The sequence below is a fragment of the Massilia sp. Soil_C_3 genome (assembly GCF_057657035.1).
This window is the reverse complement of sequence record NZ_JBDGJG010000003.1, coordinates 306924-330698: the sequence shown is the minus strand read 5'-3', so window position 1 is coordinate 330698 and position 23775 is coordinate 306924. Positions and strand designations below refer to the sequence as shown.

Genomic DNA, 23775 nt, shown 5'->3' with positions numbered 1-23775 from the left:
TACTGCTTACGTTATCGAGACGCTTGCAAACTTGGGCCCCCGCCTTCGCGGGGACGACGTTCAGGGGCTGACTGAAGAAAAGCGCTGCGGACTTACTTGCCGCCCGCCAGCAGCATTTCGTTCAGGCGCTTCACGAACGAGGCCGGGTCGGCCAGGCTGCCGCCTTCGGCCAGCATCGCCTGGTCGAACAGGATGTGCGACCAGTCGGCGAAGCGCTCGCCGCTCGCTTCCTCGTACTTCAGGCGCTGCACCAGCGGGTGGTTCGGGTTGATCTCGAGGATCGGCTTCGATTCCGGCGCGTCCTGACCGGCGGCCTTCAACATGCGCAGCAGATTGCCCGACAACTCGTTGTCGTCCGCCACCAGGCAGGCCGGCGAGTCGGTCAGGCGGAAGGTCACGCGCACGTCCTTGGCCTTCTCGCCCAGCGCACCCTTCATGCTCTCGACCAGCTCTTTATAGCCGGCTTCGGTCTCGGCGTGTTCCTGCTTCTCGGCCTCGTCTTCCAGTGCGCCCAGGTCCAGGCCGCCCTTGGCGACCGACACCAGTTCCTTGCCTTCGAACTCGCTGAAGAACGACAGCATCCACTCGTCGACGCGGTCGGTCATCAGGATCACTTCGACGCCCTTCTTGCGGAAGATCTCGAGGTGCGGACTGTTCTTCGCCGCCTGGTAGTTATCGGCGGTGACGTAATAGATCTTGTCCTGGCCTTCCTTCATGCGGCCCACGTAGTCGGCGAACGACACGGTCTGCTCGCCCGAGTCATCAAAGGTCGAGGCGAAGCGCAGCAGCTTGGCGATGCGGTCCTTGTTGGTCGCATCCTCGCCGACGCCTTCCTTGAGCACCTGGCCGAATTCCTTCCAGAAGGTCGTGTACTTGTCCTTGCCGGCCTGCTCGTCGGCGTTCGCCATTTCTTCGAGCATGCCCAGCACGCGCTTGGTCGAGCCTTCGCGGATCACGCGCACGTCGCGCGACTCCTGCAGGATCTCGCGCGAGACGTTCAGCGGCAGGTCGCTCGAATCGATCACGCCTTTAATGAAGCGCAGGTAGGTCGGCATCAGCTGCTCGGCGTCGTCCATGATGAACACGCGCTTGACGTACAGCTTGATGCCGCCACGCTTGTTGCGGTCCCACAGGTCGAACGGCGCGTGCGCCGGCACGTACAGCAGCTGGGTATATTCGCTGCGGCCTTCCACGCGGTTGTGGGTATAGGTCAGCGGTTCCTGGAAGTCGTGCGAAACGTGCTTGTAGAACTCGTTGTACTGTTCTTCGGTGATGTCCGATTTGCTGCGCGCCCACAGCGCGCTGGCCTGGTTCACGGTCTCGAGTTCGTCCTTGACGACGGTTTCCTTCTTCTCTTCGTCCCACTCTTCCTTCTGCATCACGATCGGCAGCGAGATGTGGTCGGAGTATTTGCGGATGATCGACTTGAGCTTCCACGACGACAGCAGTTCTTCTTCGCCTTCGCGCAGGTGCAGCACCACCTCGGTGCCGCGGCCGGTCTTCTCGATCTGCTCGATCGAGTACTCGCCCTCGCCGCGCGATTCCCAGCGCACGCCCTGTTCGGCGAAGGCGCCGGCGCGACGGGTATTGACGACGATCTTCTCGGCCACGATGAAGCCCGAATAGAAGCCCACGCCAAACTGGCCGATCAGGGCCGCATCCTGCTGCTGGTCGCCCGACAGCTTGCTGAAGAATTCCTTGGTGCCCGACTTGGCGATCGTGCCCAGGTGCGAGATCACCTCGTCGCGGCTCATGCCGATGCCGTTGTCCGAGATCGTGATGGTTTTCGCGTCCTTGTCGAACGAGACCTTGATCTTGAGTTCATGGTCGTTGCCGTACAGGGCGTCGTTGTTGATCGCCTCGAAGCGCAGCTTGTCGGCCGCGTCGGACGCGTTCGAGATCAGTTCGCGCAGGAAGATCTCCTTGTTCGAATACAAGGAGTGGATCATCAGCTGCAGCAGCTGTTTTACTTCTGCCTGGAAGCCAAGGGTTTCTTTTTCGGCGTTCGCCATCTTGTTCCTCGTTAAAAACTTAGGGGGGTTGGTCAGACTCGGAGGCATATAAGGATGCCATTCGCGATTTCAAGAGGTCTTTTTGACAAGAAAGACGATACTTCAAAGAAATTTGCACTTTTATTGATCCGGCATGTCGAATCCTGCCCATCCCGTTCGTCGTAGCGAGTGCAGCGCTCATCCACTACCACACAGGAGAACACCATGAACCAGACAGTGCGTCCCATCCCCGAAGGCTACCGTACCGTGACTCCGCACCTGGTCTGCGAACAGGCGAGCGAGGCGATCGCGTTCTACAAGAAAGCCTTCGGCGCCGTCGAGATCGCCCGCCTGCCCGGGCCGGATGGCAAGATCATGCATGCGGAGCTGCGCATCGGTGACTCACCCATCATGCTGGCGCAGGACTTTCCCGAATTCGGCAGCCTGGGGCCACTGGCCCTGAAAGGCACGCCCGTGGTCATCCACCTGTACGTGGAAGACGCCGACGCCGTGTGGGCCAGGGCGCTGGACGCCGGCGCCAAGCCGGTGATGCCGCTGTCCGACATGTTCTGGGGCGACCGCTACGGCCAGGTGGTCGACCCCTTCGGCCACCGCTGGTCGATCGCCACCCACCAGCAAGACCTGACGCCGGAGCAGATCATGGAAGGCATGAACAAGATGATGGCGACCGACTGCCCGGGCCAGCAGGACGGCTGATTCAGCTGGCCCACTTCTCAAGGAAGCGCCACACGCCCGGATCCTGCAGCGCCGCCAGGTTCAGCCGCATCCGGGTCGACGGCTGCTGGCTGGGCGAGAACAGGCTGCCCGGCGCCAGCAGCAAGTCCTGCTGCATGGCGCGCGCCGTCAGCGCATTGGTGTCCGTGCCGGCGTCGACCCACAGGAACATGCCGGCCGCCGGCGCCGGGTCGACCCGCATCCCGAGCGCCTCGAGCCGGCGCAGCGCCCCCGGCCGCGCCGCATCCAGGCGGCCGCGCACGCGGTCGAGGTGCTTGCGGTGGTGGCCTTCGGCCAGGATCTTATAGACCACGCGCTCGCCGATGTCGCTGGTGCTGAGCGTGGCCAGCATCTTGCGGTCGGCCAGCAGCGCGGCCCGTTCGCGCGAGGTGGCGACGAAGCCGACCCGCAGGTTGGCCGCCATCGATTTCGAGAAGCCGCCCAGGTAGATCACCCGCCGCAGGCCGTCCAGCGCGGCCAGGCGGGTGGCGCCGCCCGGATGCAGGCCGCAATAGATATCGTCCTCGACCACGAGAAAATCGTGCTGCTCGGCCAGGCGCAGTACCTGGAAGGCCTTGGCCGCCGACACCGAGGTCGAGCTGGGGTTGTGCAGCACCGAGTTGATGACGAACAGGCGCGGCCGATGCAGGGCGGCGAGTTCCTCGAGCCGCGCCAGGTCGGGACCATCCGCCAGGCGCGGCACGCCGACCACCTTCAGGCCCATCGCCGCGAACGAACCGAACATCAGGAACCAGGCCGGATCGTCGACCAGCACCACGTCGCCCGGCTGGCAGAACGCGCGCGCCACCAGGTCCAGCGCCTGGGTCACGCCCAGCGTCGTCACCAGCTGCTCGGGCCCCGCCTCGATCTCGAGCTCGGCCAGCGTCAATTGCAGCTGCTGGCGCAGCGGCAGGAAGCCGTGCGGCGAACCGTAGTTGAGCAGGCCGTCGCAGTTCTGGCGGCTGAGCGCGCGCAGCGCATTGGCCACCGCCGGGCCGTCGAGCCAGTCGGCCGGCAGCACGCCGGAACCCGGCGCCAGCCCCAGCGGGGCCTGGCGAAACATGCTGCGCACCAGCCAGGCGATGTCGAGCTCGGCCGGGACCGGCGCCGGCTGCGCCGTCGGCAAGCCGCGCGCCGGCGCCTGCCGCTCGCGCACGAAGAAGCCGGCGCCGCGCCGCGACTCCAGGTAGCCCTGCGCCACCAGCCGGTCGTAGCTGGCCACGACGGTGAACGGCGACACCCCGTGGCTGGCGGCGAAGCGCCGGATCGATGGCATGCGCGCGCCGGGGCGCAGCAGGCGCTCGTCGACGCGCGCCGCGACCGCGCTCACGATCTGGTCGGCCAGTGGCGCGCCGGATTCGCGCGCCAGTGCAAAGGAGAGTGTATCGGTCATTTCACCACCACAGTGGGCAAATTATCGCTTGAAGTGTACTGGGACTGTATTGGTCCTTGCGGCTAGGATAGACCCACTACCCCGTTGCCGCAAGCCCGATCAAGGACACCCGATGACCACCCTCGCCCGCCCCATCCAGACCGCCAGCCACGACGAAGCGCGCGGCATGCTCCTCGGCCTGGTGGGCGTGGCGATGTTCAGCCTGACCTTGCCATTCACCCGCATGGCGGTGGCCGAACTCGATCCGCTGTTCATCGCCTTCGGACGCGCACTCGGCGCGGCGCTGCTGGCCGGTCTGTGGCTCGGGTGGCGCCGCGCCCCACTGCCGCCGCGCGCCGCGCTGCTGCCGTTGGCCCTGGTGGCGCTGGGCGTGGTGATCGGCTTTCCGCTCCTGAGTTCGATCGCCCTGCGCTGGGTGCCGGCCTCGCACGGCGCGGTACTGGCAGGCCTGCTGCCGCTGATGACGGCCCTGTACAGCGCCATGCGCGGCGACGAGCGGCCTTCCGCCGCCTTCTGGCTGATGGCCGTGCTCGGCGCGGCGCTGGTGATCGCGTTTGCCTTGTCCCAGGGCGGCGGCGCGCTGCACCTGGCCGACCTGCTGATGTTCCTGGCCGTGGCGGCCGGCGCGGTCGGCTATGCCGAAGGCGGCAAGCTGGCGCGCACCCTGGGCGGCCCGGAGACGATTTCATGGGCGCTGCTGCTGGCCCTCCCACTGGTGGCGCCGCTGCTGGCCTGGCACTACATCCCGCGGCTGGACATGTTCGCCGGCGTCGGCGCCGCGGCCTGGGCGGGGCTGGCCTATATGACGGTGTTCTCGATGTTCGTCGGCTTCTTTTTCTGGTACCGCGGCATGGCCCTCGGTGGGATCGCCCGGGTCGGCCAGGTGCAGCTGCTGCAGCCTTTCCTGAGCCTGCTTGGCGCGGCCGTGCTGCTGGGCGAACCGCTGACCTTGCACAACAGCCTGTTCGCGCTGGCCGTCATCGCCGTCGTGTTCGCCGGACGGCGGCTGCAGGTGCGGCGCCGGCCTGGCTGACCGATCCATTCGATGTGCGTGGCCGCCGCTCGACGTACAATACCGGCTTCATTCACGCACCATTGGGAAAACAATATGTCCGTCTACGACAAACTCAAAGAACTGAACATCACCCTGGAAGCGCCGGCCACCCCGGCCGCGGCCTATGTCATGTACGTCCAGACCGGCAACCTGGTGTTCATCTCCGGCCATATCGCCAAGAACAAGGATGGCAGCATCAACGCCGGCATCCTGGGCCGCGACAAGACCACGGCGGAAGGCCAGGCCGCCGCACGCTCGGTCGCGATCGACCTGATCGGCACCTTGCAGGAAGCCGTTGGCGGCGACCTGAACCGCGTCAAGCGCATCGTCAAGCTGATGAGCCTGGTCGCGTCGACCCCGGACTACAACGAGCAACACCTGGTCACCAATGGCGCCTCGGAACTGATCGGCGAAGTGTTCGGCGACGCCGGCAAGCATGCTCGCTCGGCCTTTGGCGTTGCGTCGCTGCCGCGCGGCACCTGCGTCGAGATCGAAATGATCGTCGAAGTGGCATAAAACAGCCAATCGGGCGGCAACTACCGGCGTTAATTCGTCTGCAATTCCATTAATGTTGTGCCCTCGGGTGGGGCTTACCCGGCTCCATTCGCCGACAGAAGCCGCCTACCCGGCGTGTTTTATATAATGGCCCGGCACGACCGTGCACCTTCCTGTGAGACCAGTATGAAAATCGAAAACCCCAATCCCATCCAGTGGCAGTTCTCGGAACGCGCCCAGCAGCTGCAAAGCTCGTTCATCCGCGAGATCCTGAAGATCACCCAGCGTCCGGAGATCATCTCGTTCGCCGGTGGGCTGCCATCGCCAGCCACCTTCCCGGTCGAGCGCATGAAGGCCGCTTACGACAAGGTCCTGACCGACAACGGCAAAGTCGCGCTGCAATATGGCCCGACCGATGGCTACGCGCCGCTGCGCGAGTGGATTGCCGGTTCGCTGTCGACGGAAGGTTCGACGATCCTGCCGGAACAGATCCTCATGACCTCGGGTTCGCAGCAAGCGCTCGACCTGCTGGGCAAGGTGCTGATCGACGAAGGCAGCCGCGTGCTGGTCGAAACCCCGAGCTACCTGGGCGCGCTGCAGGCGTTCTCGGTCTATCGCCCCGAATTCAAGTCGGTCGACACCGACGAGCACGGCCTGGTGCCGTCGTCGCTGGAAGGCGTCGCGCAAGGCGCGCGCATGCTGTACGCGCTGCCGAACTTCCAGAACCCGACCGGCCGTTCGCTGTCGGTCGAGCGCCGCCAGGAACTGGTGGAAACCTGCGCCCGCCTGGGCGTGCCGCTGATCGAGGACGATCCCTACGGTTCGCTGAGCTACAAGGGCGCGCCGAGCCCGAAGATGGTGACCATGAACCCGGACGGCGTCATCTACATGGGTTCGTTCTCGAAGGTGCTGACCCCGGGCATCCGCCTGGGCTATGTCTGCGCCCCGCTGCCGCTGGTGCGCCGCCTCGAGCTGGCCAAGCAGGCGGCCGACCTGCACACCGCCCAGCTGACCCAGATGGTGGTGCACGAAGTCGTCAAGGACGGCTTCCTCGACCAGCACATCCCGACCATCCGCCAGCTGTACGGCGACCAGTGCCAGGTGATGCTGGATGCGATGCAGGAACACTTCCCGGCCGGCGTGAGCTGGACCAAGCCTGAAGGCGGCATGTTCATCTGGGTCACCCTGCCGCAACAGGTCGACGCCATGAAGCTGCTGGAACAGTCGCTGGCCGCGCGCGTCGCCTTCGTGCCGGGCGCGCCGTTCTACGCCAACAATCCCGCCACCAACACGCTGCGCCTGTCCTTCGTGACCGTGCCGCCCGAGCGCATCCGCGAAGGCATCGCGGTCCTCGGCAAGCTGATCGCCGGCATGCTGTAATGTCAAACGGGCCGCAAATGCGGCCCTTCTCTTTCATCGACTGTCAGTCGATACCGGTATCATTTGCCGGGCATAGCCGGGCCAATGGCGGGTCAGTTGCGATAGTGCAACAATTGCATCGGCTCGTGGATTTTAGGCAAGGTTAACTGTCCAAAATCTGCGTGTAAAAGAGTATGATTTCTCGTCACTGATGAGGTCTGCCCGCCACCGATGATGCATCCTGCCCTAGCGCTCGCCGCACCGGCGCGCCAATCCGCGATTCTGATCGTCGACGACGCCCCCGACAGCCTTGGGCTGCTGCAGGACATGATGCGCCAGCAGGGCTACCAGACCTTCGTCGCCAGTTCCGGCAAGCGCGCGCTCGACATCGCCACCCGCGTCCAGCCCGACCTGATCCTGCTCGACGTCATCCTGCCCGACCTCGACGGCCTGGAAATCTGCCGCCGCCTGAAGCGCCAGCCCGATACCGCCCACATCCCGGTCATCTTCGTCAGCGCCTGCGGCGAGACCGAGGACATCGTCGCCGGCTTCGACATCGGCGCCGCCGACTACATCGCCAAGCCGGTGCGCATGGCCGAGGTATGCGCCCGCGTGCGCGCCCAACTGCGCCTGCGCAGCAGCAGCGAAAGCCAGAAGCAGCAGGCCGAGCGCCTGCAGCTGATCGTCGACGGCATGGACGAGGGCCTGATGCTGGTCGACTGCGAGGGCCGCGTGGTGTACGCCAATCCGGCCTGCGAACGCTTCCTGTCCCAGCCCAAGGAAGTGCTGGAAGGCGAACTGCTGGCCGACCTGGTCGAGCCGCCCGCCGCCTACGACTACGCCGACTACTTCGCCCAGCCGCTCGATGCCGAGGCGACCGCGCGCTGCCGCGGCACCCGCGAAGTGCTGGTGCGCCAGTCGGACGGCACCATGCGCGCGATGGACCTGAGCCTGTCGCCGATGGCGGGCGGCGAGGCGCTGTTCGTCGCCCTGCTGCACGACATCACCCACCACAAGCAGTCCGAGACGGCGCTGCAGCGCGCTGCCCTGATCGACCCGCTGACGCGCATCGCCAACCGCCGCCACTTCGACGCCTTCCTGGACAAGGAATGGCAGCGCGCCATCCGCAGCGGCCAGCCGCTGTCGCTGATCGTGCTCGACGTCGACCATTTCAAGGGCTACAACGACAGCCTGGGCCACGCCGCCGGCGACGCCTGCCTGCAGGCCATCGCCGAAGCGCTGCAATCGCACGCGATGCGCCCGACCGACCTCGCCGCCCGCTACGGCGGCGAGGAATTCGTCGTGCTGCTGGCCGACACCGGCTCCAGCGCGGCGGCGCGACTCGGCGAGTCGATCCGCGCCCACATCGAGCGCCTGGCCATTCCGAATCCGCGCTCCGAGGGATCCGGCGTGGTAACGGTCAGCGTGGGCGTGGCGTGCATCGTGCCGACCCTGTTCGACGATATCCGTTCGTTCTTCATCTCGGCCGACCGCGCGATGTACGAGGCCAAGGCGCGCGGGCGTAATCAGGTGGTGGCGGCGCAGGCGGGGGCGGCGTGGGAGCAGGTGCGTGGCGGGATGGCGCACTGACATAAACCGATCTTCTTCGCGTCAGCCGGACGCCGACATCCCGATATCGATCACTACTCCATGCGCGACTCCCATTACCCCCGATCCGGTGAACCGATCGTCTTCTTCGATTTTGAAACTACTGGACTATGCTCTAAGAAGGACCGCATCATTGAGGTCGCCGCTGTCAAATATATTCCCGGCGCGCAATCGCATCCTCATATGACGCAGCTGATCTCCATCGATCAGCCACTCCCGCGGTTCATTACGAACTTGACTGGCATCACCGATGAGATGTTGCAGGCCGGCGGCCGGCCAATGCAAGAGGTCTTGGACGAGTTCATCGATTTCGTGGGCGATCATGATCTGGTGGCATTCAACATTAATTTTGATGCGAAATTTCTCAATGCTGCCATCGAGCGGCATGGCCGTCGGCCGCTCAGCAATATCGGACATTGCGCGCTGGCCAGCGCAAGGGCAGCATGGCCCGATCTGTCGAATCATAAACTGGTTTATCTCGCCTCTCATCTCCAACTCGACACTGGCACCGCACATCGGGCGCTGAACGACACGCTCCTGGCGCTGGAAGTGTATTTCCTGTCCCGCCATGCCGCTGTTCCAGCAAGACCAGACAAGGGCGTAAACAAAGCGATCAAGACTGGAGCTCCCGCCGTCATCCCGACCATCACGGGCCCGCGGCAGTTTCGAATAGAGGTTCTCGGGACGCGACGCCATCAAGAGGCGTTCGAACTCGTATGTGGCCCTCGAACACAAAAAGGGACGGTTCTCGACATTCAAGTGCAATTGCGTATCGAAGCGATGTCAAATGCCGTAAAAGTCTTGCTGAACGAAGAAGTGGTGGGGAATCTGGCGCCCCGCATGGCCCAGGATTTCCGACGGGCGGTCGTGGAGGGCGACTTGGCTGAGTTCAAGCATTTTGAATGTGCAGCCAAGATCCGCGGAGGAAGGATCAGCGATTCGCCTAACGAAGGTTTCTATATGATGTGGCTCGATATTCCGCAGGACGACGACTAAGATGGAGACGCCGTGCACACGTTTGGCGTCTTGCAGTTGCGGCGCGTTGAGGGCGCAAGTCAGCGGTGAACCGCTCCGCGTCTCGATCTGTCATTGCCTGAATTGCCAGCGCCGCAGCGGCAGCGTGTTCGCGGCGCAGGCCAGGTTCCGGCGCGAGCAAGTGGTGATATCCGGCGCATCGACCAGTTTCGTGCTGGTGGGAGACGAGGGTTCGCGCGCGCATTTCCACTTCTGCCCGGGGTGCGGCGCGACGGTCTATTACCAGACCGAGGGCGCTGAGGAAACCATCGCGATTCCGATCGGCGCCTTCGCCGATCCCCGCTTTCCGACGCCGACGGTGTCGGTGTACGAAGAACGCATGCACGCCTGGGTTGTTCCGCCATCCGGCGCCGAGCACATACCCTAACGAATCAGGCGCCGCGCGGATAGCCTGTGATGCGCGCAATGTCGCGATACATCGGCCGCAGCCGCCGGTACATCCGCAAATACACGTCCTTGTACAGCCGCTCGTAGACTGCCCGATTGGCGGGAATCGGCTCGAACACCTTTCCTACCCGCGTCATGCCCGCAACCGCACTGGCAAAATCCGGATACAGCCCGAGCCCGACGGCGGCATCGATCGCCGCCCCCAGCCCCGACGTCTCATACACATGCGGCCGCGCTGTCGGCAGGCCGAAGATATCGGCCGTGAGCTGCATCGCCGCATCGCTCTGCGAGCCGCCGCCCGACACCCGCAGTTCGGTAATGCGCACGCCGCCGCGCCGCTCGATCCGCTCCTTGCCTTCGCGCAGCGCATACGCCAGCCCTTCCAGGACGGCGCGGTACACGTGGGCGCGGGTATGGACATCGCCGAATCCCACGATCGCGCCCTTGGCCTCGCGCCCCGGCAACCGGATGCCCGGCGTCCAGTAGGGCTGCAGCATCAGCCCCATCGATCCCGGCGGCACGCTGCTGGCCAGCTCGTCGAACAGCCGTTCCGGCGCCACGTCTTCCAGCAGCGCGCGCGATTGCTCGTGGTGGCCGAACTGCTCCTTGAACCAGTTGACCATCCAGTAGCCGCGATACACCTGCTGCTCGATGCTGTACGCATCCGGCAGCGCGCTCGGATACGGCGGCACGAAGCGCACCGCCTCGATATAGCGTTTCGAGGTGATGTTGATGGTGGCCGTGGTGCCGTAGCTCAGGCACGCCACGTGCGGCGCGCAGCAGCCGGCGCCGATCACTTCGCAGGCCTTGTCGGCGGCGGCCGCCAGCAGCGGCAAGCCCTCTGGGATGCCGGTATCGAACGCCGCCTGCGCGGTGATGCTGCCCAGGCGCGCGCCGGGCGGCGCGAGCTCGGGCAGCATGGAAGGCTTCACGGCGAGTGCCTGCCACTGCCAGGCGCGCGGTTCGGCCCAGCGCCGGCGCCGGTAGTCGAAGGGGATATAGGCCACCTGCGAGCCGCTCGAATCGACGAAGCGGCCGCCCAGGCGCCAGTTCAGGTAGCCCGACAGCAGCAGGAACTTGTCGGTCGCATCCCAGACCTCGGGCTGGTGGGCGCGGATCCAGTTGATCTCGGCCTCGCCGACCAGGTGCCGCATCGTGCCGGCCACGCCCGCCACGCGAAAGGCCGCGCGCCACAATGGCCCAATCTGTGGGACGTCTTCGGTGCGGCGCTGGTCGAGCCAGGTGATGGCCGGCCGCAGCGGGCGGCCTTCGCGGTCCAGGTTGACCACGGTGCCGCGCTGGGCCGTGACGGCGACGCCGGCCACGCGGGCGCGCTCGGCGCCGGGCTGAGTCCATAGCTGGCGGCAGGCCTGGCACAGCGCCTGCCAGTAGGCGTCGACGTCGTGTTCGTGCCAGCCCGGCTGCGGCGAACGGTAGGCGTCCAGCGCCACCTGTGACCGGGCCACGAGTTCGCCCTGCAAGTCGAACAGCAAGGCGCGCACGCTCTGCGTGCCGTTGTCGATGGCCAGCAGCAGCGGATCGCGCGGACTGTCGGGCACGGTCAGGCGGATGGAACGCCGTACTGCTTGCGCCACTCGGCCAGGTAGCGCCGCTCCTGCGCTTCCCAGCGCGCATCGTCCCAACCAAGCTCCGGCTGGCACATGGCGCGGATGCGCGGCATCTGGTCGAGGCCGCCGTTAGGCAGCTGGATGCCGAGCCGGGTGCGGCGCAGCAGCAGGTCGTCCAGCTGGAAGACCTGCTCGGAACGTGCAGCCCAGCGCAGCTCGGCCCACAGCGTCTGCGTGCCCGGGATGCATTCCAGCTCGCCGTTGCGCGCCGCGAGCAGCAGCGGCTTGGCCTGGGCGCCATAGCGGCCGGCCAGCCGGCGCAGTACGCCGGACGGCAAGTCGTGGCGGGCCGGCACCGACACCCGTGCGAACACCGGCCCGCGCTCGGGACGCAGCTGCCAGCCGGGCAACTGCTGCGACACATGGCGCAGCACGTCGAGGGCGATCGAGCGGAAGGTGGTCAGCTTGCCGCCGGCCACCGAGACCAGGCCCGGCTCCGACCACACGAAGTGGTCGCGCTTCTCGGACGATGGCGCGCCGTGCTGGCCGCTGTCGATCACCGGCCGCACGCCGGCGAAGGTGGCGACGACGTCGACGTCGCTCAGCCCGAGCTGAGGGAACTGGGCGTGCAGCGCCGCCATCAGGTAGTCGAATTCATGACGTGTGATGCGCGCCTCGGTGTTCACCCCTTCCTCGTGGTCGACGTCGGTGGTGCCGACCAGGGTCACGCCCTCCCACGGAAAGGCGAATACGGGGCGGCTGTCGGCCGGGTGCAGCAGGCTGACCGCCTGCGCCAGCGGCAGGCGCCAGGCCGGCAGCACCAGGTGGCTGCCGCGCAGGGGCCGCAGGCGCGGCGCGCGATTGGGCTTATCGCTGCCTGCATTGCCGCCTGCCGCGCCGCCGAGCAGATCGGACCAGGTGCCGGTGGCGTTGATCACCACCCGCGCGCGCACCGCCGTCTCGGCCTTGCTGCGTTCGTCACGCAGCATGGCGCCATGCACCTTGCCGCCGTCGCGCACCAGCGACTGCACGGTCACGTAGTTGCAGGCGACCGCGCCGTGGGCGCGCGCCTCGTCGATCACGCGCAGCACCAGGCGCGCGTCGTCGGTCTTGGCGTCGGTGTAGCGGATGCCGCCGGCAAGGTTGGCTTCTGCGATATTCGGCGCCAGCATGCGGAACGATTCCGGGCGCTCCCAGTGCGGCTCGCGCCGGCCGGCCAGCATGTCGTACACGCGCAGCATGGCCAGGAAGCCCAGCCGCCGCTTGACGTCGGTGCCGTGGTCGGCGAAGGCGAAGCCCTGCGGCTCGACCAGGCCGGGCGCGGCGCGCAGCAGCGCTTCGCGCTCGCGCACGGCGTCGCGCGTCAGGCGCAGGTTGCCGGAGGCCAGGTAGCGCAGGCCGCCGTGCACCAGCTTGGACGAACGGCTCGAGGTGCCCCAGGCGAAATCCTTCTGCTCGACCAGCAGGGTCTTGAGGCCGCGCCGCGCGGCTTCGAGCAGGATGCCGGCGCCGGTGATGCCGCCGCCGATCACCAGGAGGTCCCAGTCGCGCCCTGGCGGGAAGACGTTGGCCTGAGAGGTATGATTCATGGCGTCACCAGCTTGCCCGGGTTCATGCGGCATTCGGGGTCGAAGTGGCGGAACAGCGCGCCCATCGCGCCCAGTCCCAGCTCGCCCTTCTCGGCCGCCAGCCACGGCGCGTGATCGACGCCCACGCCGTGCTGGTGGCTGATGGTGCCGCCGCAGCCGACGATCGCGCTCGAGACCCGGTCCTTCAGCTGGCGCCAGCGCGCCACGTCGGCCTGGTAGTCGCCCGCCAGCCGGTAGACGAAGGTCGAATACACGCTGGCGCCCTGCGGATACAGGTGCGACAGGTGGGTGTAGGCGTGCACGCGCTCGCCGAATGCTTCCAGCGCGGCCGCCGCGGCCTGCTCGATCGCCGTCACCGCCGGCGTCACGTGCGGCCAGTCGAGCGCCGTCTCGACCGTGTCGATCGCATAGCCCTGCTCCCAGGCCGCATTGCGCAGGTAGACGCTGCGGAAGCGGTTGCGACGCCAGCGCTCGCCCAGCGCGCGCCCGACGTGCACGCCGCGCTGGCGCCGCGCCAGGGCCACCGCCGCGCGCAGCGCCTCGCGCGCCTGGCCCCTGGCGCCGCTGGCGCCCACCAGCAGCATGCATTTCTGGGAGCCGCAGCCGCGCCACTCCAGGTAGCGCTCCAGCAGTCGCACCTGGCGGGCGTGGCCGGCCAGCGCCAGCATGGTGACCGTCTCGCCGGCGTTCGACAGGCGCAGCATCGACAATCCCAGGCGCGCCTGTGCCAGGGTTCGCACCGCCTGCAGCGCATGTTCCCAGTCGGGGAAGAACAGCGCGTGGAAGGCTTCGTGCTCGGGCAGCCGGTTGATGCGCACCGTGGCGTGGGTCAGCACGCCCATGCGGCCCTCGGAACCGAGCACCATCTCGCGCAGGTCGATGCCGCTGCTCGAGGCCGGAAAGGTCGGGATGTCGAGGGTGCCGGACGGCGTCTCGATGCGCCCGCCCGCGAACAGCTGCTCGATGCGGCCGTAGCGCAGCGACTGCTGGCCCGACGAGCGGGTGGCGATCCAGCCGCCGAGCGTGGAGTATTCGAACGACTGCGGATAGTGGCCAAGGGTATAGCCGTGGGCGCGCAGCTGGGCTTCGAGATCGGCGCCGGACACGCCGGCCCCGAAGCAGGCCAGCTGCGCCTCGCGGTCGAGCGATATCATGGCGCGCATGCGGCCCATGTCGATGGAGAGGCTCGGGCGCAGGCCGCCGTTGGAACTGTGGCCCACGTCGAGGTGGCCGGCCACGCTGGTGCCGCCGCCGTAGGGGATGACCACCGCATCGTGGCGCGCGGCGAAGGCCAGCAGCTCGCGCACCTGGGCGCCGGACTCGGGAAAGGCGACGCCGTCGGGCACATTGCCCAGGCGGCCGTGACGCAGGCGCAGCCAGTCCGGCAGGCTCTGGCCGAGGGCGTGGCGCGCGCGCGTGGCGCTGCTGGCGTCGATCAGCGGATGGGACGGCAGGCGGCCCGGCGGCAGGCCGGCGCAGGCTTGTTCGAAGGTCGCGTCCTGCTGGGCCGTGCCCCGGCCCAGCCGTGCGCCGAGGAAGGCGCGGGCCTCGCCTTCGAGCTGCACCGTAATCGACTCGTCCCCCCAACCGTTCCAACGCCGCATCAATGACTTTCCGTTATACTGCAAGTTGTTCTTTTTGCCATCTCAGTATTACTACAGGTATCACCTCAGGTAACACGTTAAAGACGCTCCCGCCAATCGTATTGCGCTTTCATGACACAGCCTTGCTCAATCACGCCACCGTCCCCCATGGACGCGCGCGTGACCGGTTCATATCTGCAGCCTCTGCTGGAAACCGCCCTCGAGCGCGGGCTTACCCTCCCTGCATTGGCCAAGGCCGCCGGCCTGGCCCCTGAGTCGCTGGATCCGCTGCCCGAGAGCCTGCCCGCACGACGCTACATCGGCCTGCTCGAAGCCGGCGCGCGCCTGGCGAACGACCCGTTCTTCGGCCTGCACGTGGGCGAGAAGGCGCGCCCGGCCACCTATAGCGCCTACGGCATGCTGCTCCTGGCCTGCAACAGCTTCGGCCATGCGCTGGAGCTGACCCAGCGCTACGAATCGCTGGCCCACGACCTGGGCCGCAGCGGCCTGGCGCTCCACGGCGCCCAGGCCCATTACGAATGGATCAGCCACTATCCCGACGCCACCCGGCACCTGGTGGAAAGCGTATTCGCCGGCATCCGCGTGTTCGGCAGCTGGCTGGCCGGGCGGCCCCTGATGCCGCTGGCGCTGCGTGTCCGGCATGCCGACCCGGGCCACGGCCATGCCGAATACCTGCGCGTGCTGGGCATCGCGCCGGACTTCGGCGCGCCATTGAACTGCGCCGCAGTCGATGCCGCCCTGCTGGCGATGCCGGTACCAAACGCCGATACCAGCCTGTACCCGCTCCTGCTGCATCACGCCGAGCGCCTGCTCGAAGAACGCACAACCCGGGTCGACCCGATCGTGGCGCGCGTGCGGGCCGCCCTGCTGCCGCGCCTGACCAGCGGCGAGGCGCGGCTGGCGCCGGTGGCGGCCGAGCTGGGGCTGTCGACGCGCACCCTGCAGCGCAAGCTGGCCGACGCCAGCTCGAGCTTCCAGCAGGTGCTCGATGCGGTGCGCTACGGCCTGGCCCAGGACTACCTGCGCCGGCGCGAGCTGGGATTAGTCGACATCGCCTTCCTGCTCGGCTTCCAGGAACAGAGCGCGTTTACGCACGCCTTTCGCGAATGGAGCGGCATGAATCCGGGGGCATGGCGCGAACAGGCCGCCTGAATCGGTCTCGATGATCGGCCCGGACGACTGGACCGCGAATGATTTAACTGCAACAATCCGGGAATGAGTATCATTTACCGATTCCGGGCATGGTTGCGCGCGACGCTTCTCGTACTATCGTGCGCTTGGGCGCCGGCCGCCCTCGCCCTCGACCCGACCATCGCGCTGGACGGCTATCGCCATGAGCGCTGGGGCGAGCTGGAAGGCGCGCCGCGCTACGTGGACGCGCTGGCGCGCAGCCAGGACGGCTGGCTGTGGGTCGGCAGCCGCTATGCCGGCCTGCTGCGCTTCGACGGCCTGCGCTTCCTGCCGTTCGAAACCCTCGACGGCAGCCGCCTGCAGAACAACAATATCAGCGCGCTGCGGCCCGGCCCTGACGGCGAACTGTGGATCGGCCACGGCAGTGGCGGACTGAGCGTGCTGCGCAAGGGGCGCTACCGGCATCTGCTCACGCCCGAGCAGAGCGGCAGCGTATTCGCGATCTCCCTTGGCGCCGATGGCGCGCCCTGGATCGCCGGCTGGCGCGGCCTGTTCCGGGGCGATGGCGAGCGCGTCGTGCGCATCGGCCCTGAGCTCGGCTATGACGGCGCGCGCGCCGAATACGTGCTGGCCGACGGCGCCGGCCGGGTCTGGGCCACCGACGGCGCGGCGCTCTATCTGCGCGAGGCCGGCGCGACGCGGTTTCATCGACTGCGCCCGGTGCGCGGCGATTCGATGCTGCTCGAGGCGCGGGACGGCAGCGTATGGCTGGTGCTCGGCAAAGAGTTCGAGCGCGTGGCGCCGCCCTCGCCGCGCCGCGTGCCTGCCCCGCCGGGCAGCGCCAACACCTACCAGTCGCTGTTCGACCGCGACGGCAACGTCTGGTCCGGCAACTGCCCGGTCGGCGTTTGCGTGCTGCGCCCGGCCGACTGGCAGCGCGGCAAGCGTTTCACGCCGGTGGGCGCCGCCGAGCGGCTCGACCAGGCGTGGCAGATGACCAGCCTGTCGGTGCTGGCGCTGATGGAAGACGGCGACGGCAGCATCTGGGTCGGCACGCCCTCGGGCCTGGAGCGGCTGCGCGACCACGCCGTGCACATGGTGCCGGAACTGCTCGACCGCGGCATCTCCCACCCAGCCCGGCACCCGGACGGCGGGATCGTCGCGGTGCGGGTCCAGCGGCTGGACGATACGGCCGGCCTGGTGCGCATCGAGAATGGCAAGGTGAGCGACCTGCCCGACCCCATCGCCACCCACGTGCTCGACAGTGCACCGGACGGCACGCTGGTGCTGGGCGGCCGGCACGGCATCGAGCGGCATGGCCGCGCGGGCGTCGAGCGCATCCCTTTGCCGCCCGCGGTCAGCGCGGCCGCCGACAGCATCCGGCCCCGGCGCCTCACGGCCGGCAATGACGAAATCTGGCTCTGGACCGGACGCATGGGCGCCTGGCATTACCGCAACGGCGCCTGGACCCGGCCGCCGCTCAAGGAAGACCATCCGCAGGAAGTGTCCTTCGACGCCGCCGGCCGCAGCTACCTGGGCCTCTACGGCAACCGCCTGCGCATCGTCAATGGCGACGCGGTGCGCGAGTACGGCGCCGCGGACGGCCTGGAGGTCGGCAAGTTCAGCCTCATCGTGCCGGGCCAGCCCCTGCTGGTGTCGGGCGAGGACGGCATGCAGGTGCTGGAAGGCGCGCGCTTCCGGCGCCTGGCCGCCGCCGTGCCGGATGGTATCGGTGCGGCCAGCGGCATCGTCACCGACACCGCCGGCGTACGCTGGATCAACGCCGAGCGCGGCATCTACCGCGTCACGCCCGAAGACTGGACGCGCTCGATGAACGACCCCGGCATCGCGCTGCGCGGCCGGCTGTTCGATGCCGCCGACGGCTACCTGGGCGGCGGCGTGTCGCGCCTGCTGTCGCGCACGGCCGCGATGGCCAGCGACGGCACGCTGTGGTTCGCCGGCGAGCGCGGCCTGGCCTGGATCGATCCGCGCCGGATCGCGCCCAATCCGGCCACCCCAAAGGTCGAGGTGCTGGGCCTGTCCAGCGGCGCGCGCCGTTATCCGGTCGGCGCCGACGTCACGCTCGACCAGGGCACCGAGACCGTCCAGATCGACTATACGGCGCCCAGCCTGCGCATGCCGCAGAAAGTGAGCTTCCACTTCCGCCTCGCGGGCAGCAAGGAGTGGGAGGACGCGGGCGCGCGCCGCAGCGCCTTCTTCCAGCGCCTGCCGCCCGGGGTGCATACCTTCGAGGTCATGGCCGTCAACGAGAGCGGTGTGGCCGGACCGGCCACGGCGCTGGTATTGCACATCCCGGCGCGCTATTACCAGACCTGGTGGTTCCTTGCCGCCTGCGTGCTGGCGCTCCTGTCCCTGATCGCCCTGGCCTATCGCCGGCGCACGCGCCGCCTGGCGCGGCGCATCGAGGACGAACTGCTGACGCGGCTGCGGGAACGCGAATCGATCGCCCGCTCGCTGCACGACACCTTCCTGCAGAGCGTGCAGGGCATGCTGCTCAGGATGCATTCCGTGGTCGCCCGGCTGCCGGCCGACAGCCGCGAGCGGGCCGAGTTCGAGCGCGTCATGGAAGACGCCGAGCGGGTGCTGGAAGAAGGCCGCGACGAAGTCCAGGGCCTGCGCCGGGGCTTCGCCGACGCCGACGCCTTCTGGGAGGGTTTGCTGCGCGACGTCGAGCTCATCGTCCCGGGCGGCGGCAAGCGGCTGGCGCTGTCGGCGCCGCCGGGCGCCGTCGAACGGCTGCCGGTGCGCCTGCGCCGCGACGTGCATGCGATCGTGCGCGAAGCGCTGGTCAACGCGCTGCGGCACACGCCGGGCCCGGTCCGGCTCGAGGCCGACCCCGGCCAGCGCGGCCTGACGCTGACCGTCAGCGACGGGGGAGCGGACGGGCGCGCCGCGGACAGGCCCGGCCACTTCGGCCTGCAAGGCATGCGCGAGCGCGCCGCCCAGATCGGCGCCCGGCTGCGCATCGACAGCGGCCCGGCCGGCACCCGGGTCACGCTGGCGATTCCGGTCGAGCCCGATCAGGCGGTACAATCGCGGCCTGCCCTTTCCACCTCAATAGAAGAAACTCCATGACCCCAGCCATGACCGGCTATCTGTGGTGCGCGCTGGCGGCGCTTGCCAGCGCGGCCGCCACCTTCCTCATCAAACTGTCGAACCAGCACGGCGTCGACTGGAATCTGGTGCGGCTCGCCTTTCTCGGCGGCGCCGGCGCCACCTATGCGCTCGGCTTCGTGTGCTATTCCGTCGCCCTGCAAAAGCTGGACATGAGCCTGGCCTACCCGGTAATGACCGGCGTGGCGATGCTGGCGGTGGCCGCGATTGGCGTGGCCGCGCTCAACGAACCGCTCAGCGTCAGCAAGATCGTCGGCATGGTGCTCATCGTGGCCGGGGCATTCGCGCTGGTGCGCTAAGAGGTCCAAAAAAGCGATTGCGCCTGTCGGCCACGGTCAGGCGTCGTGCCGCCCCAATACGCGCACGGCATCGTCGACCACCGGCACGATCGCCAGCACGCACAGGAAGGCGGCCAGCGGCACCGTGGACAGGTAGCCCAGGTGCTTGAAGCCCAGCGCCCCCACCACGCCGCCCAGGCAGAACGCGCCCAGCAGCGAGAGCATCAGCATCAGGCGCCCCAGGTTGGCCGTGACCTTCGGCTGACGCAGCGGGCCGTCGGCGTTCCAGTAGGCCAGCTTGCCCAGTTCGATGCCGATGTCGGTCACGATACCGGTCATGTGGGTGGTGCGGATCTCGGCATGCGAGACCTTGGTGATGACCGCGTTCTGCAGCCCCATCATGAAGCACAGCAGCATCACGGTCAGCGGAATGAAGAACGCGTCGATCCCGGCCAGGCGCGCGCCGAGAATGCCGAACACCAGCAGAAGTATCGCTTCAAGCAATAGGGGCAAGGCGAAGCCGCTATGCAGGCCGCGGCGCCGGATGTAGTTGACGAGGATGGCGGTGCAGGCAGCGCCGAGCAGGAAGCTGAGCAGCGCGCCGAGCGCGGCCAGCACCAGGTCGGTGTCGCCCAGCACCAGGTGGTCGGCCGCGCTGGAGACGATGCCGGTCATGTGCGACGTGTATTCGCGCACCGCGAGAAAGCCGCCGGCATTGATCGCGCCGGCGACGAAAGCCAGCGCCACACCCAGGTGCCGGTTGGCGCCGGGAGTGCGTTCATGTCCTGTCAGGCTGCGCGCGTAACTGATCGGCACGGCGGATGGCTCTCCGGATGAATTCGCTGTTCGGTGATCATTAATGTTACCGCAAATCACTTGCCGTACGCTCGAACGTTCTTCCATTCATAGAGCTATAATAAAAAATTATCGAAAAGCGCACACCGCTGTGCGCCCAAGACTGCCGTGAATCCCCATCTCGACAAGCTCCACCCCTACCCGTTCGAAAAACTGCGCCAGCTGTTTGCCGACGTCAAACCGAACCCGGCCTATTCCGCGATCAGCCTGGGCATCGGCGAACCGAAGCATCCGACGCCGGCCTTTATCGAAAAGGCGCTGACGCATTCGGTGGCCGGCCTGGCCAGCTATCCGAGCACCGTGGGCGGCGAGCCCCTGCGCGCGGCCATCGCCGGCTGGCTGGAACGCCGTTACGGCATCCCGGCGCTGGACCCGGCCACCATGGTGCTGCCGGTGAACGGTTCGCGCGAGGCGCTGTTCGCGATCGCCCAGTGCATGATCGACGCCTCGAAGCCGGATGCGCTGGCGATGTGCCCGAACCCGTTCTACCAGATCTACGAAGGCGCGGCCTACCTGGCCGGCGCCACGCCCTACTTCGTCAACTCCGAACCCGCGCGCAACTTCGCGCCGGATTACGGCAGCGTGCCCGACGATGTGTGGCCGCGCGTGCAGCTGCTCTATGTCTGCTCGCCCGGCAACCCGACCGGGGCGACCCTGGGCCTGGACGACTGGCGCCAACTGTTCGAGCTGGCCGACCGCTGGGGCTTTTTGATCGCGGCCGATGAGTGCTATTCCGAGATCTATACCGGCGCGGCCCCGCCGCTGGGCGCGCTGGAAGCGGCGCATCAGCTGGGCAGGAGTGGCGGCGATCGACCGTACCGCAACCTGATCGTGTTCTCGAGCCTGTCGAAGCGCTCGAACGTGCCGGGCATGCGCTCCGGTTTCGTGGCCGGCGATCCGCTCGCAATGAAGAAATTCCTGCTCTACCGCACCTATTGCGGCGGCGCGATGTCGCCGCCGGTGCAGGCGGCCTCGATCGCGGCCTGGAACGACGAGCATCACGTGCACGACAACCGCGTGCTGTACAAGGAAAAATTCGCCCTCATCACCCCGCTGCTCAAGGACGTGATGGACGTCGAGCTGCCCGATGCCGGCTTCTACCTGTGGGCCGACGTGCGGCGCACCGGCCTGTCGGACACCGACTTCGCACGCCGCCTGTACGCCGACTATAATGTGACGGTCCTCCCGGGCAGCTACCTGGCGCGCGAAGCGCATGGCCACAATCCGGGGCGCGACCGTATCCGCATGGCCCTGGTGGCTAGCGTCGACGAAGGACTGGAGGCGGCCAACCGCATCGTTCAGTTCTGCCAGGGCCTCAAGTAACGGCCCCACGAATTCCTGTTTTCATTTCAATAAAGACCAGCATCATGACCCAACAACTGCAAACCATCATCGACACCGCCTGGGAACAGCGCGCAGACATCAGCCCGAACAGCGCCAGCGCCGAAGTGCGCGACGCCGTTGCCCACGTCCTGGCCGGCCTCGATGACGGCAGCCTGCGCGTGGCGCAAAAGGACACCGGCACCTGGGTCGTGAACCAGTGGATCAAGAAGGCCGTGCTGCTGTCGTTCCGCCTCGAGAACAACGTGCCGGTCGCTTCGGGCGACATCCAGTTCTACGACAAGGTGCCGACCAAGTTCGCCGACTACACCCCAGAAGATTTTGCACGCGGCGGTTTCCGCGTCGTGCCGCCGGCCGTCGCCCGCCGCGGCAGCTTCATCGGCAAGAACGTGGTCCTGATGCCGTCCTACGTCAACATCGGCGCCTACGTCGATGAAGGCACGATGGTCGACACCTGGGCCACCGTCGGCTCGTGCGCCCAGATCGGCAAGAACGTCCACCTGTCGGGCGGCGTCGGCATCGGCGGCGTGCTGGAACCGATGCAGGCGAATCCGACCATCATCGAAGACAACTGCTTCATCGGCGCGCGCTCGGAAATCGTCGAAGGCGTGATCGTCGAAGAGAACTCGGTGATCTCGATGGGCGTGTACATCGGCCAGTCGACCAAGATCTACAACCGCGAAACCGGCGAAGTCACCTACGGCCGCGTGCCATCGGGTTCGGTGGTGGTGTCGGGCAGCCTGCCGTCGGCCGACGGCAAGTACAGCCTGTACTGCGCGGTGATCGTCAAGCGCGTGGATGCGCAGACGCGTTCGAAGACCGGCATCAACGAGCTGCTGCGCGGCGTGTAAATTCTGCGCGAGTGCGCATGCGTTGGTTGAACGCGTCGGCGGCGAAGCCGCCAACCCTACGTAGGGTTGGCGGCTCTGCCGCCGACGCGTCCAACCGGCCCTGAAATACCCGAAAACACCGGAGACGATGCGATGGCCATGGACCGCCTGTTCCAGCTGATGAAAGAGAAGAACGCTTCCGACATGTTCTTCGCCGTGAACTCCCCGGTGCACATCAAGATCAACGGCGCCCTCATCCCCATCAACCAGCATCGCCTCGAGCCCGAGAACATCCTGTCGCTGCTGTCCGAAGTGGCCACGCCGGAACAGCTGCTCGAACTCGAACGCGACAACGAACTGAATATGGGCGTGTCGGTCCCCAACCTGGGGCGCTTCCGCCTGTCGGCCTTCCGCCAGCGCGGCTCGATCTCGGCCGTGTTCCGCTTCGTTCCGGCCGACATCCCGCCGCTGGGCGGACTGGGACTGCCGCCCGTGCTGTCCGAGCTGATCATGGAAAAGCGCGGCCTGCTGCTGGTGGTCGGCGCCACCGGGTCCGGCAAGTCGACCACCATCGCCGCCATGCTCGACCACCGCAACGAGCAGCGCACCGGCCACATCCTCACGCTCGAAGACCCGATCGAATACCTCTTCAAGAACAAGAAATCGATCGTCAACCAGCGCGAGATCGGCAGCGACGCCAGCAGCTTCGGCATCGCGCTGAAGAACTCGATGCGCCAGGCGCCCGACTGCATCCTGATCGGCGAGATCCGCGACCGTGAGACGATGGCCGCGGCGCTGGCCTACGCCCAGTCTGGCCACCTGGTGCTGGCCACCCTGCACGCCAACAACAGCTACAACGCGCTGAACCGCATCATCAGTTTCTACCCGATGGAAAACCGCAGCGCCCTGCTGCAGGACCTGGCCTCGAGCGTCAAGGCCATCGTCTCCCAGCGGCTAGTGAAGTCCGCGGCCGGCGGTGCGCGCCAGGCGGCGGTCGAAGTGATGCTCAATACCCGCTACATCGCCGACCTGGTCGAGAAAGGCGAGATCGGCCAGATCAAGGAAGCGATGGACAAGAGCCTGTCGCCCGGCTCGCAATCGTTCGAAGGCGCGCTGTTCAAGCTGGTCAAGGATGGCCTGATAACGCAGGATGAGGCGCTGGCCAATGCCGATTCGGCCACCAACCTGCTCTGGCTGCTCAACAATGGGCCGGACAGCCAGGTGCAGCAGGAAGAGCAAAAGAAGCCGAGCGAACCGCAGGGCGCCTCGTTCACCGAGTTCACGCTCAATTCCTGACCCGGCGCCAGGCGGCGCACCCGTGCGCCTCATCTGTGTACAATCGGCCCTGAATGACCTTGTGCGCTCGCGCGCGCATACTATCCTCACG

The 23775-nt window shown here is 67.2% G+C and carries 19 protein-coding genes; 13 read left to right on the top strand and 6 right to left on the bottom strand.

The window, feature by feature from the left end:
* Positions 1 to 92: 92 nt before the first annotated feature.
* Positions 93 to 2012 carry a molecular chaperone HtpG gene (htpG, locus tag AC3A6F_RS07175; RefSeq protein WP_487679304.1) on the bottom strand — a complete coding sequence of 640 codons (1920 nt, stop codon included), beginning with the start codon at positions 2010 to 2012 and terminating at the stop codon, positions 93 to 95.
* 204 nt (positions 2013 to 2216) lie between these two features.
* On the opposite strand from htpG, the gene AC3A6F_RS07170 reads away from it, so the two are divergent.
* Positions 2217 to 2708: a VOC family protein gene (locus AC3A6F_RS07170; protein WP_487679302.1), complete on the top strand. Its 492-nt coding sequence runs from the start codon at positions 2217 to 2219 to the stop codon at positions 2706 to 2708.
* A gap of 1 nt (position 2709) precedes the next feature.
* Here the strand turns inward: AC3A6F_RS07170 and AC3A6F_RS07165 are convergent, their stop codons facing one another.
* A complete protein-coding gene (locus AC3A6F_RS07165; RefSeq protein WP_487679300.1) occupies positions 2710 to 4119 on the bottom strand; it encodes an aminotransferase-like domain-containing protein in 1410 nt (469 codons plus the stop codon).
* 112 nt (positions 4120 to 4231) lie between these two features.
* Between AC3A6F_RS07165 and AC3A6F_RS07160 the strand changes: the two genes are divergently transcribed.
* The 6 genes from AC3A6F_RS07160 to AC3A6F_RS07135 all read left to right on the top strand — a co-directional run bounded on the left by AC3A6F_RS07160 (position 4232) and on the right by AC3A6F_RS07135 (position 10037).
* Entirely contained in the window at positions 4232 to 5152 is a 921-nt protein-coding gene (locus AC3A6F_RS07160; RefSeq protein WP_487679298.1) for a DMT family transporter, read from the top strand.
* Between the two features lie 75 nt (positions 5153 to 5227).
* Positions 5228 to 5689: a RidA family protein gene (locus AC3A6F_RS07155; RefSeq protein ID WP_487679296.1), complete on the top strand. Its 462-nt coding sequence runs from the start codon at positions 5228 to 5230 to the stop codon at positions 5687 to 5689.
* A gap of 165 nt (positions 5690 to 5854) precedes the next feature.
* The gene (locus AC3A6F_RS07150; protein ID WP_487679294.1) at positions 5855 to 7048 is read left to right on the top strand and encodes an aminotransferase-like domain-containing protein; all 1194 of its coding nucleotides are present in this window, start codon (positions 5855 to 5857) and stop codon (positions 7046 to 7048) included.
* A gap of 210 nt (positions 7049 to 7258) precedes the next feature.
* Positions 7259 to 8617, top strand: a complete 1359-nt coding sequence (locus AC3A6F_RS07145) for a diguanylate cyclase (RefSeq protein WP_487679292.1) — start codon at positions 7259 to 7261, stop codon at positions 8615 to 8617.
* A gap of 60 nt (positions 8618 to 8677) precedes the next feature.
* Positions 8678 to 9631, top strand: a complete 954-nt coding sequence (locus AC3A6F_RS07140; protein ID WP_487679291.1) for a 3'-5' exonuclease — start codon at positions 8678 to 8680, stop codon at positions 9629 to 9631.
* A gap of 1 nt (position 9632) precedes the next feature.
* Positions 9633 to 10037 (top strand): GFA family protein, encoded by a 405-nt coding sequence (locus AC3A6F_RS07135; protein WP_487679289.1) that lies wholly within the window; start codon positions 9633 to 9635, stop codon positions 10035 to 10037.
* A 4-nt stretch (positions 10038 to 10041) separates the two neighbouring features.
* Here AC3A6F_RS07135 and AC3A6F_RS07130 read toward each other — a convergent pair whose 3' ends face one another.
* From AC3A6F_RS07130 to AC3A6F_RS07120, 3 genes are read right to left on the bottom strand one after another with little or no spacing between them, the layout of a single operon-like run.
* The gene (locus AC3A6F_RS07130; RefSeq protein ID WP_487679287.1) at positions 10042 to 11652 is read right to left on the bottom strand and encodes an FGGY-family carbohydrate kinase; all 1611 of its coding nucleotides are present in this window, start codon (positions 11650 to 11652) and stop codon (positions 10042 to 10044) included.
* On the bottom strand, positions 11619 to 13214 hold the full coding sequence (locus AC3A6F_RS07125) for a glycerol-3-phosphate dehydrogenase/oxidase (protein WP_487679285.1): 1596 nt from the start codon (positions 13212 to 13214) through the stop codon (positions 11619 to 11621). The genes AC3A6F_RS07130 and AC3A6F_RS07125 overlap by 34 nt, the downstream gene beginning before the upstream one ends.
* Positions 13211 to 14818, bottom strand: a complete 1608-nt coding sequence (locus AC3A6F_RS07120; protein WP_487679283.1) for an FAD-binding oxidoreductase — start codon at positions 14816 to 14818, stop codon at positions 13211 to 13213. Before AC3A6F_RS07120 ends, AC3A6F_RS07125 begins: the two co-directional genes overlap by 4 nt.
* Before the next feature lie 111 nt (positions 14819 to 14929).
* Between AC3A6F_RS07120 and AC3A6F_RS07115 the strand changes: the two genes are divergently transcribed.
* From AC3A6F_RS07115 to AC3A6F_RS07105, 3 genes are all read left to right on the top strand, one after another.
* The gene (locus tag AC3A6F_RS07115) at positions 14930 to 15970 is read left to right on the top strand and encodes an AraC family transcriptional regulator (protein WP_487679281.1); all 1041 of its coding nucleotides are present in this window, start codon (positions 14930 to 14932) and stop codon (positions 15968 to 15970) included.
* Between the two features lie 63 nt (positions 15971 to 16033).
* The gene (locus AC3A6F_RS07110; protein WP_487679279.1) at positions 16034 to 19045 is read left to right on the top strand and encodes a sensor histidine kinase; all 3012 of its coding nucleotides are present in this window, start codon (positions 16034 to 16036) and stop codon (positions 19043 to 19045) included.
* Positions 19042 to 19383 (top strand): DMT family transporter, encoded by a 342-nt coding sequence (locus tag AC3A6F_RS07105; protein WP_487679277.1) that lies wholly within the window; start codon positions 19042 to 19044, stop codon positions 19381 to 19383. The genes AC3A6F_RS07110 and AC3A6F_RS07105 overlap by 4 nt, the downstream gene beginning before the upstream one ends.
* Before the next feature lie 36 nt (positions 19384 to 19419).
* Here the strand turns inward: AC3A6F_RS07105 and AC3A6F_RS07100 are convergent, their stop codons facing one another.
* Complete coding sequence (locus tag AC3A6F_RS07100; protein WP_487679275.1) at positions 19420 to 20178, bottom strand: YoaK family protein; 759 nt, start codon at positions 20176 to 20178, stop codon at positions 19420 to 19422.
* A 147-nt stretch (positions 20179 to 20325) separates the two neighbouring features.
* Here AC3A6F_RS07100 and dapC point away from each other — a divergent pair, with 147 nt between their 5' ends.
* The 3 genes from dapC to AC3A6F_RS07085 all read left to right on the top strand — a co-directional run bounded on the left by dapC (position 20326) and on the right by AC3A6F_RS07085 (position 23684).
* Entirely contained in the window at positions 20326 to 21540 is a 1215-nt protein-coding gene (dapC, locus tag AC3A6F_RS07095) for a succinyldiaminopimelate transaminase (RefSeq protein WP_487679273.1), read from the top strand.
* 44 nt (positions 21541 to 21584) lie between these two features.
* Entirely contained in the window at positions 21585 to 22409 is an 825-nt protein-coding gene (dapD, locus tag AC3A6F_RS07090) for a 2,3,4,5-tetrahydropyridine-2,6-dicarboxylate N-succinyltransferase (RefSeq protein WP_123072115.1), read from the top strand.
* Between the two features lie 132 nt (positions 22410 to 22541).
* On the top strand, positions 22542 to 23684 hold the full coding sequence (locus tag AC3A6F_RS07085) for a PilT/PilU family type 4a pilus ATPase (protein WP_487679271.1): 1143 nt from the start codon (positions 22542 to 22544) through the stop codon (positions 23682 to 23684).
* Positions 23685 to 23775 lie beyond the last annotated feature (91 nt).

Excerpts from the sequence above, each read along its gene's own strand:
- htpG (WP_487679304.1), bottom strand. The coding sequence starts at position 2,012 with ATGGCGAACGCCGAAAAAGAAACCCTTGGCTTCCAGGCAGAAGTAAAA.
- AC3A6F_RS07170 (WP_487679302.1), top strand. The coding sequence starts at position 2,217 with ATGAACCAGACAGTGCGTCCCATCCCCGAAGGCTACCGTACCGTGACT.
- AC3A6F_RS07165 (WP_487679300.1), bottom strand. The coding sequence starts at position 4,119 with ATGACCGATACACTCTCCTTTGCACTGGCGCGCGAATCCGGCGCGCCA.
- AC3A6F_RS07160 (WP_487679298.1), top strand. The coding sequence starts at position 4,232 with ATGACCACCCTCGCCCGCCCCATCCAGACCGCCAGCCACGACGAAGCG.
- AC3A6F_RS07155 (WP_487679296.1), top strand. The coding sequence starts at position 5,228 with ATGTCCGTCTACGACAAACTCAAAGAACTGAACATCACCCTGGAAGCG.
- AC3A6F_RS07150 (WP_487679294.1), top strand. The coding sequence starts at position 5,855 with ATGAAAATCGAAAACCCCAATCCCATCCAGTGGCAGTTCTCGGAACGC.
- AC3A6F_RS07145 (WP_487679292.1), top strand. The coding sequence starts at position 7,259 with ATGATGCATCCTGCCCTAGCGCTCGCCGCACCGGCGCGCCAATCCGCG.
- AC3A6F_RS07140 (WP_487679291.1), top strand. The coding sequence starts at position 8,678 with ATGCGCGACTCCCATTACCCCCGATCCGGTGAACCGATCGTCTTCTTC.
- AC3A6F_RS07135 (WP_487679289.1), top strand. The coding sequence starts at position 9,633 with ATGGAGACGCCGTGCACACGTTTGGCGTCTTGCAGTTGCGGCGCGTTG.
- AC3A6F_RS07125 (WP_487679285.1), bottom strand. The coding sequence starts at position 13,214 with ATGAATCATACCTCTCAGGCCAACGTCTTCCCGCCAGGGCGCGACTGG.
- AC3A6F_RS07120 (WP_487679283.1), bottom strand. The coding sequence starts at position 14,818 with ATGCGGCGTTGGAACGGTTGGGGGGACGAGTCGATTACGGTGCAGCTC.
- AC3A6F_RS07115 (WP_487679281.1), top strand. The coding sequence starts at position 14,930 with ATGACACAGCCTTGCTCAATCACGCCACCGTCCCCCATGGACGCGCGC.
- AC3A6F_RS07110 (WP_487679279.1), top strand. The coding sequence starts at position 16,034 with ATGAGTATCATTTACCGATTCCGGGCATGGTTGCGCGCGACGCTTCTC.
- AC3A6F_RS07105 (WP_487679277.1), top strand. The coding sequence starts at position 19,042 with ATGACCCCAGCCATGACCGGCTATCTGTGGTGCGCGCTGGCGGCGCTT.
- dapD (WP_123072115.1), top strand. The coding sequence starts at position 21,585 with ATGACCCAACAACTGCAAACCATCATCGACACCGCCTGGGAACAGCGC.
- AC3A6F_RS07085 (WP_487679271.1), top strand. The coding sequence starts at position 22,542 with ATGGCCATGGACCGCCTGTTCCAGCTGATGAAAGAGAAGAACGCTTCC.